A 15,120-nucleotide genomic window follows, 5' to 3' on the forward strand; every position below is an offset into this window, starting at 1 on the left:
CGTGGCTGCTGGCCCACCCCCGGTTCCACCTGCACTTCACACCCACCGGATCGTCCTGGCTCAACCTGGTGGAGCGATGGTTCGCCGAGCTGACGAATAAACAGATACGGCGAGGCGTCCACAAGACCGTCCAGGCCCTGGAGCAGGACATCCGGACCTGGATCGCCGCCTGGAACACCGAACCCAGGCCCTACATCTGGACCAAGACCGCGAACGAGATCCTCGAACGCCTCGCCTCATATCTGAATAGAATTCCTGACTCAGAAGACTAGAGCTGTCGCCTGCTCTCCAGCCAAACCCTGACATCACGTCGGAACTCCGGGTCCGCGTCCCTCTCGGCGAGCCACTCCACCTCCCACTTCAACTCGCGCAGGACCCCAGGAGAACCGGCGGGATCGCGTACCGCGTACACGGCCGCACCCGCTTCGTACGTGTCGGCCAGGAGCCAGACGCTGTTGTCCAGGGCCAACATGGCAAAGCCGGGGTGGCCGGCGCGTATGCCGAGGAACGTCGCGGCGCCGGCCCCCATGAGGTCCCACCGTTCCAGCAGGCGGACCCGGTGCCAGACGTTCATCGTGCGTCGCCGGCGGTCTTCCTCGGCGGTCCAGGTTCCCCTGGGCAACATGAGGAGGAACTCGCGGTTCTCGTCGATCAGGCCCGAGGATGTGGCGAGGTCGTACCAGGCCTGGTTGAGCCGTTCCACGAATCGCGGGTCCTCGTACTCGACCAGGCAGAACCCGAAAACCCGCTCTCGCTCGTACCCCAGGACATGCGGGATCGCCGAGCTCGGAACCGCGTCGGGTATCACCTCGAGCCCGGCTCGCAGCAGCGGTCTGAACACCTTGCGGTACCTCTCCTGCCGACCCAACCCGGTACCCCCATCCCCATCCGTAAGACCTGCTCGGCTTGATCGTGCCGCACTCAACTTATGGCCAAGATCGGCGGGACCCCTCTGGTGGACAACTCCCCTTCGGGACCACTCTCGGCACGCCCTCGGTCGCTGGGCTAGTACTCCGGCCGTAGATCGTGATCTTCATGGTCGTTGGGCGGCTTGTCGCTGGTAGTGGCTGGTGCGCGAGCGTGCTTGGTGCAGGCGGCGCTACGCAGACCAGCGCAGGCGGTGAGCAAGGTCGCGGGCCGGCGCAAGCAGGGCTGCGAACGGTCGTCGGATCTCATTGCAGGTCAGCGGGCTCAGCTCGGGGTTCACGGTGGTCGTGGCCCGTTCGATGGCGACGGTGACGGCGAGGAAGGCGTGCGCGAGCATGGCCAGGGTGGTCCAGCGGTGCCAGGAGACCAGCTGCGGACCTGGTGCTCGTCGAGTCCGGCCAGGCCCTTGGCGGCTTGGAAGGTCTCCTCCACCGTCCAGCGGCGTCCAGCCGCCTTGACCAGGGTGCTCAGTGGAACCGGGTGGGCCGAGTAGCAGCGGTAGAAAGCGAATTCACCGGTGCGCCGGTTGCGCCGCACCAGCAACCAGCGGTGACGGGGCTACCGGGCGAGCTGGCCATGTCAACTGGGCCCAGTCATAGAAGCGATGGCCCTTGGCGCCGGTGCCCGCCGAGAGCCGCTGCCAGGCCTTCTTCGGCAGGCCGTAGGCGAGTTGGCCGGCCCGGAAGACGCCCGCGCGGGTGGCGATGGGTCGCTTGCGTGAGACGGCCAGGACGTAACCGATCTGATGTCTCTCCAGCTCGGCGCTCAGGTGCGGATCGCCGCCGTAGACCTCGTCGCCGGTGACCCACGCCGCGTGGACGCCGGCATCGAGAGCTCGGGCGATCATCTCGGTGGCCAGTGCGGGCTTGGTCGCGAACGTCAGGTCGTCGGGGACGCCTGCCGTGCGGCACCGATCGGGGGCCTGGGCCCAGGAGCGCGGGATGTAGAGGCGGCGGTCGATGGCGGCGTGCCCGGCCGCACTCGCGTAGGCGAGGTATACGGCGACCTGGGAGTTCTCGATCCGGCCCGCGGTTCCGGTGTACCGGCGCTGACCCCGACGCTCGCGGTGCCCTTCTTCAGGTCCCCGGTCTCGTCAACAACCAGTACGGCGTCCTCGTCGGCGAGGCGCTCGACTACGAAGTCCCCTATGTCGTCGCGGACTTCGTCGGCATCCCAGCGGCCCGGCTGAGAAAGTGCTGCATGCCGGCCGGACTGGCGTCACCGGCGTACTCGGCGATCGTCCAGCAGTTCTTCCTCGGCAGGTCCGCGAGCAACCCCAACACGAACGCCCTCGCCCGGCGGCGCGGTTCCACCCGGGCGAACGGGCCCGCCACCTTGCCCATCAGGCCATCGAATACAGATTGCCACCGGGCAAGGTCACGCGTCCCACGGCCACCGGCTGATCTTCGTGTGTCGACACAACTCACGATGATCAACGGTGGCTGCCCTCAGAGGAGACCGACCTCACTCAGCTCGATCAAGGCCAGCGCCAGACCGGCTGTCCGCTGTCAGAGGGTGGCAGCACGCAGCACGATCAGGGCGACGGAGGCCACGGTGAGGACCCCCGCCGGAGACGCGCCCTTGCGGTCGCCGACGCGCAGGTGGAAGGCGACCGCCCCGGCGAAATAGAGCGTCAGGCCGATCGCGGCGGCGATTCCGATGGGTCCCCACCAGAGTCCGGCGATCGCACCCGCCGCGCCCGCGATCTGAGCGCCGATCAGGAAGGCCATCATGCGGTGCGGCAGTCCGAGGGCGGACATCTGCTCGGTGATGTGCCGCGTCCGCAGAGACTTGGCCCCAGCGGACACCAGGAGAAGCGCCGACATGAACACGGTGACGACGGCAAGGGAGACGAACATGGCTAAACCTCAATCTTGTGAGATGCGAGTAAGGGGCCGTGCGCACCTCGACGACGATAGGCGGCCACCAGGTACCTCCAGGTAACCTTCGGGGCATGAGCCTGCGACCCGGAATAGCCTTCCTCGCCGACTGTCCCGCTCTCCTGGCCATGGAGATCATTTCCAGCAAGTGGTCCATGGTCACGCTCTTCGCGCTGACCGACGGCCCGTTGCGCCACGGCGAGCTGGTCGAGCTGAGCGGTGGCATTTCGCGCAAGGTACTGACCCAGACGTTGCGCCGGCTCCAAGCCAACGGGCTCGTCGAGCGGCACGCGTACGCCGAGGCGCCGCCGCGCGTGGAGTACGGACTGACCGATCTCGGGCGAACCCTGGAGGAGCCCATCAGGATGCTCACCGCATGGGCGCGGGAGAACGGCGAGGCTGTCGTCACCTTCCGGGAAGCAGCCGAGGCGGCCAGGACCATCGAGGCGGATCAGGCGACCCTGGTGAAGACCCCTCCTGTTGATGAGTACCCGAGCCGTTTCTGATCAATAGAAGAGGCTGAACCTGTAAGACCCTGCCGTCGCCAGAGACTTGGCCATCCTCGTGATCGGGGCCCTCCTGCAAGAGGCCAACGACGACCGTCGCCTCAGGGTCAAGCCCCTGGTCCTGAAGGAGCTCCCGCAACCGAACCCATAGGGCGCTCACACCAGTCCGCAGATACTCGGTGTACGGGACGACAATGCTCGAAGCCATGAGCTCAGCCATCCAGTCCTCCCGGCGCAGCGGCACGGATGAGGCCACCCACGATCGACGACGGGCGGCGGCAACGACAGGTCGCTCCGCAACAGTGATCAAGAACTACAGCTGGACTACTGGCGTCTGCCTGTCGCGCACCAACGGCCCAAGGACCCTCGATCAATTCACCACGTCCTACGAATGGCAGGTACCACTCGATGCACTCAACAGAACCAAAAGAAGCCCGCGTTGATGATTCGAGCAACATCCTGGTTGCACCTTCGAGCCTGCAAGGCGACGAATTCGTCAGGGACTTTTTCGGGTCCACGATCACACCAGAGGACCTCGATTCCGGTTCGCCCGACCTTGCGCACAAGACCGTCTACCTGTGTGGCGACATATCTGCCATCCGCACCCGCCAACTGCGTTCGGCTGCCCGCGCATTCGTCATCCGGGAGCTATCACACGGTTACCACGAGGCCGCCGACCGACCATTGTCCCTCGTCGACCTCGGCCGAGTTCCCGCGCGGGTACACGGCGTCGGCGTGTACTACCGCCGATTCTTCGATCCCGACGCCGACGACTTCGGACGGATCCGCGACGAACACGCGTTCCAGTCCCTGACGGAGTCCACCAAGCCGGGAACAGCCCATCGCAGCGGAATCTACCTGACGCCCGTCACACGAAGCGGCGACGATCTCCATTTCCGACTGCTCCGGTGCTCCACAAACCTCTCAGGGCCGACCGAAAGCTTCCGTCCGACCGACACGCGCATCGTCGAGGCACTCAACCGCGAGGCCGCCACCGTCTTCCGGAACCAGGCACCGCTGAATCACGTCCTCGCTCAGATCTATCACAACACCCTCGCCACGGCCGAACGCAAGCAGTCCAAAGCCAAGATCTCGGCCCATGCCGACAAGACTAAGGACATGCCCACCAATGGTGTGATGGCCTTCTGCACCTTCTATGAAGGTATCGATGCGCTGCAGCCCTTGGCCGAAGACGCCTTTGACTACGGCGTGAAGGGTGCCAGCGGACTGACCCGACTCCACTTTCGCCTCAAGGATTCAGTCGAAGAACACGACGGGGTCACACTCCCCGGCCAGTTCACCCTGACGCTCTATCCAGGCTCCGTTTTCTTCATGCCGCTTTCCACCAACCGTCTGTACACGCACGAGATCCGCCCCTCAACGCTGGACGCCGCACTGCTCCCCACTCGCCTCGGATACGTGGTGCGCTGTTCCAGCGCCGAAGCCGTGCACAAGAACGGCGACACGTTCCTCAAAGTCGCCGGAGATTTGGTGAAGCTGCGGCCGCCCACGCCAGCAGGCCTGGACGAGCTCCGCCGACTGTACGCCGAGGAGAACAGGACCTCGTCCTTCATTGAGTACGGCGACGAATTTCGCTTCAGCATGAACACGGGAGACTACCTTGCCCCACAGGTCTAGGATCTCGACTCAGATCATCTCGTGTGCTTTGCCGATCGAGGCGGATCTCTTTGGAGAGCTGTCCGCTTCGACTCGCATGGAAGACGTAGGCAAAGGTCGGCGAGGTGCCGTACTTACCAAGATCGACGACGCGGATGGCGCGGTTGGCGTGCCTCTCGTACGCACTACCACTCGATACGTCAGTCCGGCGCAGCGCTTCCGGTCGGTGCACGCACGGTTGGCGCAAGAGATTCAAGATCGTGCGGCATTGTCGATCGGCTTCAACAACGCACTCATCGAGACCTACACGAACGCGTACAAGACCATGGGCAGCCATTCCGACCAGGCCATCGATCTGAACAACGAGTCTTTTATCGCCGTTTTCTCCTGCTATCGGCATCCCGAAGCGAGCCCACCAAGGAAATTGATCTTCGAATCAAAGCACCCTTCCGATGCCGAGAAGTTCGAGATCCCTCTCACCCACAACAGTGTCGTCGCGTTTTCTGTCGACTCGAATCGACGATTCAGACACAAGATCGTACTCGATGCACCCGCCCCGACAACTGACAATCAATGGCTGGGCGTGACCTTTCGAACGTCAAAGACCCTGGTCCGATTTCGTGACGGACAACCATACCTCCCCCAGGGTGAGCGCCTCACGCTGGCCGACGACGAGCAGGGGCGCGAATTTTACGCACTGCGACGCCGCGAGAACCACGAAACGGATTTCGCCTACCCTCCGCTTACCTACACCCTCAGCGAAAGCGATCTGATGCCGCCCGAGTGACCTTGGAGGGACGTTGATGCCAGAAGCCGTGGCGATCGTGGTGGGTTGATCCCTCAGGGAGGGAGTCCGGTGGCCCGTTGGTGGGTCGAGCGGATGAGGATGAAGACCAGGGTGGCCAGGTCTGCCGCCCCGGCGTCGTCGTCCGCGTAGCGTGTGGTCTGCAAGGGGCCGACGTTGTCCAGTCGAACTCCTTCCAGCTCCAGGACGTAGGCGAGGGTGAGCATGGCGAGGCGCGCATTGCCGTCCGGGAAGGGGTGGAAGAAGGCCACGTCCAGATAGGCCCTGGCCGCGCGGGAGGCGAGGGGGACTCGCAGGTCGGCACTATCGCGCAGACATTGCTCGAAGTCGTGCTCGGTGTGGGGCGTCAGTACGTAGCGTTCCCGGCCGCCCTTGGCGAAGGCGTCGCCTTGCCGGAATCGAACCTCAGGCACGCCAAGCACCAGCTGCTGCCATCCGGTCAGAAGCGCGCAGGTGAGGGGGCGTTTGCGGGATGCGTCTGTGCGCGACTTAGCCAGCGCCGCGAGCAACCGGTGACCTCGAGCGAGGTCCGAGGAACGGCCCCCTTCGCCGCACCAGGTGGTGAGGCCGTCCACGATGGGCTCGATCGAGGCCGGCGCCTCACCGGCCGCGGAAGTCCAGTCGATCTGATTCCTGGTCTGGACCCAGGCGGCCAGGGCGTCAGCGCTCACGGTAGGGCTGCGTTCCGGTCAGATCTACGGCGAGATCCTCACCCACTGCATCGATCAGGGTCCGCGACGGCATGGTCCAGCTCTTGAACCGTCCACCGATCGCGGCGTTGACCGCCTTCTTTGCGCCTTCGGCCCCCATGCCCGTGGAAGAGAGGAACCACGTCAGCACCGTGTGGCAGAGCCCGTACCAGCCGCATTCGGCCCCGGTGCGGTCCATGACCACCGTCACGAGTCGGGTGGCCGCCCGTTCCAGATGCCAGCTGCGATCCTCGACATCCGCCCCGTCGGGCGGAGTCAACTGCTCGAACCGCTCCGCCAACTCCTCCAGCCAGTCACGCCACTCAAGCAGCGAAGCAACCACCTTGGCGGCGGTCACCGCGGGTCCGCCCACCGAATGGGAGGCACAACACCAGTGGGTGACGACACCACCACCACCGCCCTCACCCACCGCCCAATGCCATCCGCAGGCCCAGCGGCCATATCGGGCGGCCAAGAGCACCGTGACCTCGCTGGTGAAGCGATGCTTCTCTTCCCACCGGGCGCCGTCAGAAGGCACCATCGAGGCGATCACCGTGGTGATCTCAGACGCCTCCGTTTCATCCCAGGCAAAGGCAACGACATCAGGATCGACGGCAGACCACGGCAGCCAGGCCGGAGCGAGCTCGTAGTTGATAGCCGTGGCGTTCCTCCAGAACCGGTCAGCGACAACTAAGCGATCATGCCAAAGGCTCGCAGCCTCGTCACGCAAATTTCTGGCGCCGCCCATCTACTGCGAACCGGCGTTGCCTGGCGCGATGTCCCAGCCACGACCGTCGACTGCTCCGGCGTGACAGCCTGGCGGCGGCTGCGGGACCGGGCCGAATCCGGCGTCTGGCCGTCCATGCCGCTCTGCTGACCGAGTTACGCCGCGTGGACGCGTTGGACCTGGCGACTGGGCCGTGGACAACTCGCATGTCCGGACCGTCAAAGACATCCCAGGGGGCTACTTTTTGGTGCTCTCTCGCACGGCGCCCCACGAGGTCTTGCCCACGGGGGGGCAGGACCGAGGTCGGCAGCTCGTGCAGGAACTCGCGGAGGTCGCGGTGCCGGTCGTCGGCCGCCATCTGTCGGTTGACCGAGACGGTGACCGGCAGCAGGTTGTTGCGGGCCGCGAACGCGCGCACGTTCTCGTCGCTGAAGAGGACGTCGAGGAAGCTCCCGAACTCCTGAGGGTGTCCGCTGCGTTTGAACGCCATGATCCAGTCGACCACCGCGGGCGCGGCGTGGGACGTGCCGTCCCGGCCGAGGACGGGCACCTTGCCGACTTCGATGCCTGCGGCCCGCGCCGGCTGCAGCAGGGAGGGATGCCCGTTGACCTTCCCGACCTCGCCGCGTACGAACGCCGCGTAGGCGTCCTTGCGGTTGAGGCGTTCGGGCGGGACGGGACCGGTGAGTCCCGTCTTCACCAGATTGTCCTTGACCCAGTTCAGGCTGTTGATGTTCTTCTGTGAGTCGATCTCGTAGGAGCCGTTCAGTCCGGTGTAGCCGCCACCGCCTCCGAGCATCCAGGCCATCGCCTCGATCTGTGCCTCCTCGGGGCCTAAGGGCACCGCCACGGGGTACGCGCGATTCCGGTGCGCCGCTGCAACTGCTCGGCCGCCGCCTTCAGTTCGGCCCACGTCGTCGGTGGCTTGTCGATGCCGGCCCGGGCGAACGCCTTCTCGTTGTAGAAGAGGAGCCGCGTCGAGGACGTGAACGGCATGCCGTACTGCGTCCCCTGGTACCGCCCCTCTTCGGCGAGGGCCGGCAGGAAGTTCGCCTCCACGGGGATCGAGAGCAGGCTGTCGGCCCGGTAGAGCTCGCCGCGCTCGGCGAACTCGGCGTACGAGGCGATCTGCGCCATGTCTGGAGCCTTGCCGGCCTTGACCCTGTCCGCCAACTGGCGGTCGATGTGGTCCCAGGACACGATCTCCACCTCGACGTTGATCCCGGGATGGGCGGACTCGTAGGCACGGACGAGCTCCGCCCAGTACCGCTCGGTGCTGTCGGACCGGCCCGCGGCGACTTCGTAGTCGGCGGCCACCAGTCTCAGGGTGACCTCGCCTGAGGTGTTCGCGCAGCCTGCCGACGCACGCAGAGCACGAGTGCGGCGGTGGCCGCGGTCAGGGCATGTCGGTGTTCGGGCACGGTTCTTCCCTCTGCTGTGCGCCACGGAAAGGCCCGCTCCCCGCCGTTCGTCGGACGTGCGGCGGGGAGCGGGCCGGCGACGGGCCACTTGACGGAGCCGGCGGTCAGGCCGGACACGACCTTGCGCTCGATGAGCGCGAAGAGGACGACGACGGGCACGATGGCGATGACCGAGCCGGCGAACAGGTAGTTCCACTGGACGGTGTAGTTGCCGATGAAGCTGTTGATGCCCACGGTGAGGGGCTGGTTCTCCGGAACGGTGGAGAGGGTCAGGCCCATGACGAACTCGTTCCAGGCGGCGATGAAGGTGAAGATCATCGCGGTGACGACTCCGGGCATCGCCAGCGGCAGGGTGATCCGCAGGAGCGCGCCGGCGCGTCCGAGGCCGTCGATCATGGCGGCTTCTTCGAGCGCCTCCGGGATGGAGGAGAAGTACGCGGTGAGGATCCAGATCGCGAAGGCCAGGTTGAAGGCACCGTTGCAGAGGATCAGGGTCCACACCGAGTTGAGCATGTCCAGCTGGTAGAACTCGCGGTAGAGACCGACCAGCAGCGACGTCGGCTGGAACATCTGCGTGATGAGGACCAGCAGCAGGAAGAGCTTGCGTCCGCGGAACCTCATGCGGGCGGTGTAGTACGCGGCGGGGACGGCCACGAGCAGGACGAGCAGGGTCGATCCTGCGGAGACGAGCAGGGTGACGCGGAGGTTGTCCCAGAGGTGGGACTCGCGCCACACGTCGATGAAGTTGGCCCACTCGAAGTCGCTCGGCAGGTAGGTGGCGTCCCGCAGTTCGTGCGCCGGCCGGAGGGCGGTGATCACCATCTCCAGGTACGGCAAGAGGAACACCGCGGCCAGCAGCCATGCGGCTGCCGCGGTCAGCAGGGTGCGGGGGGTGACGGCCCGCGGGGGCCGGGCCCGCGGGGCCGGGGAGGGGGATTCCGGGTGGGGGGTGGGGGCCGTGGCGGGTACGACGGTGAAGGTGCGCTGAGTCATCAGTTCTCCTCCTGGTTCCAGCGGCCGACCTTCAGGAAGAGGACGACCACGACCACGACGAGGGCGAAGTTGACGACGGACATCGCCGCGGACTGGCCGATGTCGGCGTTCTTCAGCTGGTACATGAAGACCGTCGTGGTGGCGGTGTCACTGTCCGGGCCGCCTCGGGTCATGCTCCAGATGATGGGGAACGAGTTGAAGACGTTGATCAGGTTGATCACCATGCCGACGAGCAGCGCCGGGCGCAGCAGCGGCAGGGTGATCCGCAGGTACGTCTGCCAGGTGTTCGTACCGTCGACCTTGGCGGCTTCGTAGACCTCGGTGGGGATGGTCTGGAGTCCGGCGAGCAGCGTGTACGTGGTGAAGGGCAGCGAGACGAAGACGGCGACGAACATCATCCACGGCCAGGCGGTGGACGGGTCACCGAGCCAGTCCTTGGGGCCGTCGACGAGGCCGAGGTCCTTCATGACGGTGTTGAGGACGCCGGAGGTCTGGTTGAGCATCCACTTGAAGCCGATCGCGGTCATCACGAGCGAGGCGGCCCACGGGGCGATGAGCGCCCAGCGGGTGACGCGGCGGCCGGGGAACTTCTGGTTGAACAGCTGGGCCAGTGCCAGGGAGATCACCATGGTCGTGGTGACCACGACGAGGGTCCACATGACGGTGGAGACGACGACCGAGGGCAGGGCCGGATCCTCGAACAGCTGCGTGTACTTGTCGGTTCCGGCGGAGCCGCGGACGAAGCCGCTGCTGCTGATCTTCAGGAACGAGGTCCGGACCATCTCGTAGACGGGCCAGAGCACGACCAGGACGATGAGCAGGGCCGCGGGTCCGATCCAGGGCAGCGGGCCGAGGCGGGCCAGGCCGCCCGGGCCCTTGCGGCCGGGGCGGGTGGCGGATGAGGTGGTGGACACGAGGGTGCCTTCCGTGACGGGGCGCGGGCCTACTGGTCGGCGACCGCTGCCTCGGCCTTCTTCTGGAGCTCGCCCAGCACCTTCGCGGGTAGTTCACGGCGGTGCCGCCGCTCTTCTTGATCTCGGCGGAGACGGCGTCCCAGGTGGTGTCGCCGAGCGGATAGAAGACGGCGTGCGGCAGCAGGGTGAAAGGGCTCGAGGTCCTTGTGCTTGCCGTTCGCGGTCATCTCCTCGAGGGTGTCCTCGGTGACCGGCATGAGGTTGTACGTCTCGTCGAACTTCAGCGTGTTCTCCTTGGAGTACGCGAAGTCGAGGAACGTGCGGACCTCTTCCTTGTGGCCGCCGTCCTTGAACGCCATCATCCAGTCGGCGACGCCGAGCGTGGACGTCAGCGGTCCGGACGTGCCGGGGATGGGCGCGACGCCGTAGTCGACCTTTCCGTCCTTGGACATCTGGATCAGCGTGGGGTGGCCGTTGAGCATGGCGGTCTTGCCGGCCGCGAAGTCCGCGAAGGCGGTCTTCCGGTCGGTGGTGGCGGGGTTGGCGTAGGTCAGTCCGGGGCCGACGAGGTTCGCCTTCAGCCAGGAGAACGCCTCGACGTTGGCCTTGGCGTCGAGGGTGTAGCCGCCCTTGGCGTCCGTGTAGCCGCCGCCGCTTCCGAGCTCCCAGATCAGGGACTCGCCCTGTGCTTCCTCGGGGCCGAGCGGGAGGGCGTACGGGGTGACGCCGGGGACCTTGGCCTTGATCTTCTGCGCGGCGGCCTTGAGCTCGTCCCAGCTCTGGGGCGCCTCGGTGATGCCGGCCTGGGCGAACAGGTCCTTGTTGTAGAAGAAGGCGCGCGCCGACGAGACGAACGGAATGCCGTACTGCGTGCCGTCGACCTCGCCGGCCTTGGCGAAGCTGTCGATGAGGTTCTTCCGGGTCGTCTCCGACAACACTTCGTCGGCCTTGTACAGGAGGTCGTCGGCGACCTTGTCGGCGTAGCCGCCCGTCTGGAGGACGTCCGGCATGTTGCCGCTCTGGATCATCGTCTTCACCTGCGAGTCGATGTCGTTCCAGTTGATGACCTGGACGTCGACCTTGATCTTCGGGTTGGCCGCGGTGAAGCGCCGTGCCACGTCGTTCCAGTACGCCGTCGAGCTGTTCGACGCCGTGTCTCCGTAGTCCGCGGCGACGAGCTTCAGTGTCACCTCGCCGTTCGCCGAGTCGCCGCCGTCCTTGCCGCCGCCGCAGGCCGTGAGGGTGAGCACGCCCAGGGTGCAGGCCACCACGAACATCCGCTTGTTCATCGTCAGTACCGCCTTTGTATCTACCGACCGTCGGACGATGCGGTCGGTGGGGTGAAGGAGCGACAGCTGCTCGGAGCCTGCGTGAACCTGACTGCTAGTTCATGCTTTCGCTCAGGAACGAGCATCTGCTGTGGGCAAAGTAGACGCGACGACAGGGCTTCGGTACCAGGGGGCGTTACGCGAACGACGCCTAATCGCCCGGATGTTGGGCGCCCGGCACCCCCGGGGAGCGGACCTTCGAGGACTCCGGACGACGCCGGACAGCACGACGCCCCCCGCACGTCCTGGCGTGCGGGGGGCGTCGTGTCGGGGCGAGTGCGGTCAGACGGCGATGACTTCGATGCCGGCCTCGGTGAGCCTGGCCACCGCGTCCGGGGCGATGCCGGAGTCGGTGACGAGGGTGTCGATGCGGTCGAGGCCGCAGATCCGGGCGAAGGCGCGCTTGCCCATCTTGGAGGAGTCGGCCACCAGGACGACCCTGCGGGCGCGCTCGGCGAAGAGCCTGCTGATGCTGGCCTCTTCCTCCTGGTGCGTCATGACCCCCAGCTTGGGATCGACGCCGTCGGCGCCCAGGACCGCGACGTCCAGCACCACCTCGTTCAGCACTCCTGCCGCCAGCGGCCCCACCAGCTCGTAGGACTGCGGCCTGGCCACGCCACCGGTCACCACGATCTTGAACTGCGGGCGGACCGCCAGCTCGCCGGCAATGTTCAGCGCGTTGGTCACCACGGTGTACAAGGGACCGGCCTGCCCCTCCCCTGAAGCACCCGCGCCGCCACCCGTCTGCAGGGCCAGCGCGCGGGCCACCTCGGTGCTCGTCGTCCCCCCGTTGAGACCGATGACGTCTCCGGGGGTCAGCAGGTCCGCCACCGCCCTGGCGATGCGCTGCTTCTCGGAGGCCCGTCGGGAGGACTTGTAGCGCAGCGGAAGCTCGTACGACACACCGTGTGCGAGGGCCCCGCCGCGGGTGCGGACGAGGAGTCGCTGCTCGGCGAGCTCGTCGAGGTCCCGCCGGATGGTGGCGGGCGACACGTCGACGACGACAGCGGCCTGCTCCACGTCCAGTTTGCCCTCGACCGCCAACAGTTCGAGCAACCTGCTCCACCGCTCCTGCTTGGACATGTGCCGCAACCCTTCGCTGTCCCTGAGACGCCCCCACCGCGCGCCCGAGTCCTCGGCGGCGCGACCGCCCGGCGTCTGACCGTCGGACCATCGCACCGGTGAGGCGTGCGCGAAGTTGATCGTAGCGCGACGACATCGAGCATCGCCGTGGACTGGGTGCCGCCGCTCGCGAAGAGCACTCCCTGCCGTGCCACGTACACCGAGCGGTACCCCGCAGTAGCTTTTCTGCGCATCTAGCCTGCGTGAATGTGTTCGTTTTATGCTCGCACAACGCATAACCAATCACTTTGATTGAACGTCAGCTCAAGACGTCCTTCACAGGAGCCCCCACGCCATGATCGTCACCGTCACGCTCAACGCCGCCCTCGACGTCACCTGGGAGGTATCCGACCTGCGGCCCCGTGCGTCCCACAGCGTCCGCGCGGCGCACGAGCGAGCCGGAGGGAAGGGGGTCAACGTCGCCCGGGTGCTCGCTTTCCTCGGGCACTCGCCGCTCGTCACCGGCCTGACAGGGGGACCGACCGGCCGCCTGATCCACGACGGCCTGCGGTCCGCCGGGATCCGCACCTCCTTCGTCACCGTGGCGGGCGAGTCACGCCGTACGGTCACCGTCGTCTCGCGCAACGACGGTGACGCCACCGTCTTCAACGGGCTGGGTCCGGCAGTGACCGCCACGGAGTGGCAGCCGCCATAGAGCTCCGCCGCCGTGGCGCGCGGACGGTCGTGGCATCGGCGGGCCCCGACGGGCTGCGGGCCATCACGCCGGACGGGGCCTGGCGGGCCGCCCCACCCGAACCGCTCTCGGGCAATCCCACGGGCGCGGGAGACGCCTGCGTCGCCGCGATCGCGTCCGGCCTCGCCGCCCGCGCGGCCTGGCCGGACATCCTGCGCGAGGCGGTGGCCCTCTCGGCCGCGGCCGTGCCGTGCCCGGTCGCGGGCGAGGTCGACGCCGCGGTCTACTCACAGTTCCGGCGAGAGGTCCGGGTGGACGAACTCGCGCCACCCCGCCGCCGAACCGCAACGGACTCACCTGCCTGATGGCGGGTCAAGTCGGCGCACTCCAGGCAGCATCCACGGCACTCGGCGCCGCCCCGTCCACCTCTTCGAGGTCCGCGCTGACGCCCCGCAGCGTCCTCGCCACCTGCCCCGCTCCGTGATCCCCGACGGCCCCGGAGCCTCGACCCCACCGTTGCCGCCCTCGTCAGGCGGGTGCGGCGGACACCGCCGTCCGCCCCACCCGCTGACTCCTCCGTCACCGCTCCATGGAGAAACCCCATGCCCCTGACCCCCACGGACGACATCGTCGAGCCCGCGCGCGCCGCGAACACCGGTGTCGGCGCGTTCAACGTCGTACAGATCGAGCACGCCGAGGCGATCGTCGCCGGAGCCGAGCAGGCCGGCCTGCCGGTCATCCTGCAGATCAGCGAGAACACCGCCCGCTACCACGGCGCCCTCGCGCCCATCGCGCTGGCCACGCTCCGGATAGCCGGTGCCGCGGCCGTGCCGGTGGCGGTCCACCTGGATCACGCCGAGTCCGCCGAACTCGTCCAGGAAGCCGTCGACCTCGGCTTCACCTCGGTCATGTTCGACGCCTCGAAGCTGCCGTACAAGGCGAACGTCGCCGCCACCCGCATGATCACCGACCACTGCCACCGGGCGGATGTCTGGGTCGAGGCGGAGCTCGGCGAGGTCGGTGGCAAGGACGGCGCCCACGCCCCCCATGTCCGTACGGACCCGGACGAGGCACGCGAGTTCGCCGCCGCGACGGCGGTGGACGCGCTCGCCGTCGCCGTGGGCAGCTCGCACGCCATGATCATCCGGGACGCCGTGCTCGACCTCGGCCTCATCGCGCGCCTGAAGGCCTCCCTGGACATCCCTCTCGTCCTGCACGGCTCCTCCGGCGTCGACGACGCGGACCTCGGGAAGGCCGTCGCCGCCGGGATGACGAAGGTGAACATCTCCACCCACCTCAACCAGCTCTTCACCCGCACGATCAGGGAACGGCTCCAAGCCGCCCCGGCGGTCGCCGACCCCCGCGGGTACCTGGGTCCGGCGCGTGAGGCGGTGGCCGCGGAGGTGGCACGCCTGCTGCGTGTCCTCGCCGGCCGCTGACCCGCGAGGAACAGAGGGAGAGGAGGGCCCGGCTGCGGTCGCAGCGGGGCCCTTCACGCTGTGCCGGCGACGCGACGGGGCCCCGCCGAGCCCGCGGAGCCTCCCTGGCCCACGGCGG

14 protein-coding genes and 4 pseudogenes are annotated in these 15,120 nt (G+C 67.2%); 7 read left to right on the plus strand and 11 right to left on the minus strand.

Going from position 1 to position 15,120, the window contains the following annotated elements:
• A pseudogene (locus tag MRBLMG1_RS24000) lies at window positions 1-272 on the plus strand (IS630 family transposase); the annotation flags it as partial.
• On the opposite strand, the gene MRBLMG1_RS24005 reads toward MRBLMG1_RS24000, so the two are convergent.
• From MRBLMG1_RS24005 to MRBLMG1_RS24015, 3 genes and pseudogenes are all read right to left on the minus strand, one after another.
• Window positions 269-841 carry a hypothetical protein gene (locus MRBLMG1_RS24005; RefSeq protein WP_367826165.1) on the minus strand — a complete coding sequence of 191 codons (573 nt, stop codon included), beginning with the start codon at window positions 839-841 and terminating at the stop codon, window positions 269-271. The pseudogene MRBLMG1_RS24000 and the gene MRBLMG1_RS24005 sit on opposite strands and share 4 nt — an antisense overlap.
• A 192-nt stretch (window positions 842-1,033) precedes the next feature.
• Window positions 1,034-2,270: pseudogene (locus MRBLMG1_RS24010) on the minus strand (IS701 family transposase).
• A gap of 165 nt (window positions 2,271-2,435) precedes the next feature.
• Window positions 2,436-2,786 (minus strand): DoxX family protein, encoded by a 351-nt coding sequence (locus MRBLMG1_RS24015; RefSeq protein ID WP_367826166.1) that lies wholly within the window; start codon window positions 2,784-2,786, stop codon window positions 2,436-2,438.
• A gap of 95 nt (window positions 2,787-2,881) precedes the next feature.
• Here MRBLMG1_RS24015 and MRBLMG1_RS24020 point away from each other — a divergent pair, with 95 nt between their 5' ends.
• The 3 genes from MRBLMG1_RS24020 (at window position 2,882) to MRBLMG1_RS24030 (ending at window position 5,717) form a co-directional block, all read left to right on the plus strand.
• Window positions 2,882-3,313, plus strand: coding sequence for a winged helix-turn-helix transcriptional regulator (locus tag MRBLMG1_RS24020; RefSeq protein ID WP_367826167.1), 432 nt, complete (start codon window positions 2,882-2,884; stop codon window positions 3,311-3,313).
• A gap of 408 nt (window positions 3,314-3,721) precedes the next feature.
• Complete coding sequence (locus MRBLMG1_RS24025) at window positions 3,722-4,951, plus strand: hypothetical protein (protein ID WP_367826168.1); 1,230 nt, start codon at window positions 3,722-3,724, stop codon at window positions 4,949-4,951.
• Window positions 4,935-5,717 (plus strand): alpha-ketoglutarate-dependent dioxygenase AlkB, encoded by a 783-nt coding sequence (locus MRBLMG1_RS24030; protein WP_367826169.1) that lies wholly within the window; start codon window positions 4,935-4,937, stop codon window positions 5,715-5,717. The genes MRBLMG1_RS24025 and MRBLMG1_RS24030 overlap by 17 nt, the downstream gene beginning before the upstream one ends.
• Before the next feature lie 53 nt (window positions 5,718-5,770).
• Here the strand turns inward: MRBLMG1_RS24030 and MRBLMG1_RS24035 are convergent, their stop codons facing one another.
• From MRBLMG1_RS24035 to MRBLMG1_RS24070, 8 genes and pseudogenes are all read right to left on the minus strand, one after another.
• Window positions 5,771-6,406 (minus strand): Fic family protein, encoded by a 636-nt coding sequence (locus MRBLMG1_RS24035; protein WP_367826170.1) that lies wholly within the window; start codon window positions 6,404-6,406, stop codon window positions 5,771-5,773.
• Entirely contained in the window at window positions 6,396-7,172 is a 777-nt protein-coding gene (locus MRBLMG1_RS24040; protein ID WP_367826171.1) for a hypothetical protein, read from the minus strand. The genes MRBLMG1_RS24035 and MRBLMG1_RS24040 overlap by 11 nt, the downstream gene beginning before the upstream one ends.
• Entirely contained in the window at window positions 7,147-7,959 is an 813-nt protein-coding gene (locus tag MRBLMG1_RS37375) for a hypothetical protein (protein ID WP_414721636.1), read from the minus strand. The genes MRBLMG1_RS24040 and MRBLMG1_RS37375 overlap by 26 nt, the downstream gene beginning before the upstream one ends.
• Before the next feature lie 26 nt (window positions 7,960-7,985).
• A complete protein-coding gene (locus MRBLMG1_RS24050) occupies window positions 7,986-8,468 on the minus strand; it encodes an ABC transporter substrate-binding protein (protein WP_367826172.1) in 483 nt (160 codons plus the stop codon).
• Between the two features lie 191 nt (window positions 8,469-8,659).
• Window positions 8,660-9,565: pseudogene (locus MRBLMG1_RS24055) on the minus strand (carbohydrate ABC transporter permease); the annotation flags it as partial.
• The gene (locus MRBLMG1_RS24060; protein ID WP_367826173.1) at window positions 9,565-10,479 is read right to left on the minus strand and encodes a carbohydrate ABC transporter permease; all 915 of its coding nucleotides are present in this window, start codon (window positions 10,477-10,479) and stop codon (window positions 9,565-9,567) included. The gene MRBLMG1_RS24060 and the pseudogene MRBLMG1_RS24055, both read right to left, overlap by 1 nt.
• Window positions 10,480-10,508: 29 nt before the next feature.
• Window positions 10,509-11,768: pseudogene (locus MRBLMG1_RS24065) on the minus strand (ABC transporter substrate-binding protein).
• A gap of 321 nt (window positions 11,769-12,089) precedes the next feature.
• Window positions 12,090-12,890 carry a DeoR/GlpR family DNA-binding transcription regulator gene (locus MRBLMG1_RS24070; protein WP_367826175.1) on the minus strand — a complete coding sequence of 267 codons (801 nt, stop codon included), beginning with the start codon at window positions 12,888-12,890 and terminating at the stop codon, window positions 12,090-12,092.
• Between the two features lie 334 nt (window positions 12,891-13,224).
• Between MRBLMG1_RS24070 and MRBLMG1_RS37380 the strand changes: the two genes are divergently transcribed.
• The 3 genes from MRBLMG1_RS37380 (at window position 13,225) to MRBLMG1_RS24080 (ending at window position 15,002) form a co-directional block, all read left to right on the plus strand.
• On the plus strand, window positions 13,225-13,584 hold the full coding sequence (locus MRBLMG1_RS37380) for a PfkB family carbohydrate kinase (protein WP_414721637.1): 360 nt from the start codon (window positions 13,225-13,227) through the stop codon (window positions 13,582-13,584).
• Complete coding sequence (locus MRBLMG1_RS37385; protein ID WP_414721638.1) at window positions 13,569-13,928, plus strand: PfkB family carbohydrate kinase; 360 nt, start codon at window positions 13,569-13,571, stop codon at window positions 13,926-13,928. Before MRBLMG1_RS37380 ends, MRBLMG1_RS37385 begins: the two co-directional genes overlap by 16 nt.
• Window positions 13,929-14,165: 237 nt before the next feature.
• Window positions 14,166-15,002: a class II fructose-bisphosphate aldolase gene (locus MRBLMG1_RS24080; RefSeq protein ID WP_367826176.1), complete on the plus strand. Its 837-nt coding sequence runs from the start codon at window positions 14,166-14,168 to the stop codon at window positions 15,000-15,002.
• Window positions 15,003-15,120 lie beyond the last annotated feature (118 nt).

It is taken from the genome of Streptomyces sp. LMG1-1-1.1, assembly GCF_040815545.1.
Taxonomy (GTDB): Bacteria; Actinomycetota; Actinomycetes; order Streptomycetales; family Streptomycetaceae; genus Streptomyces.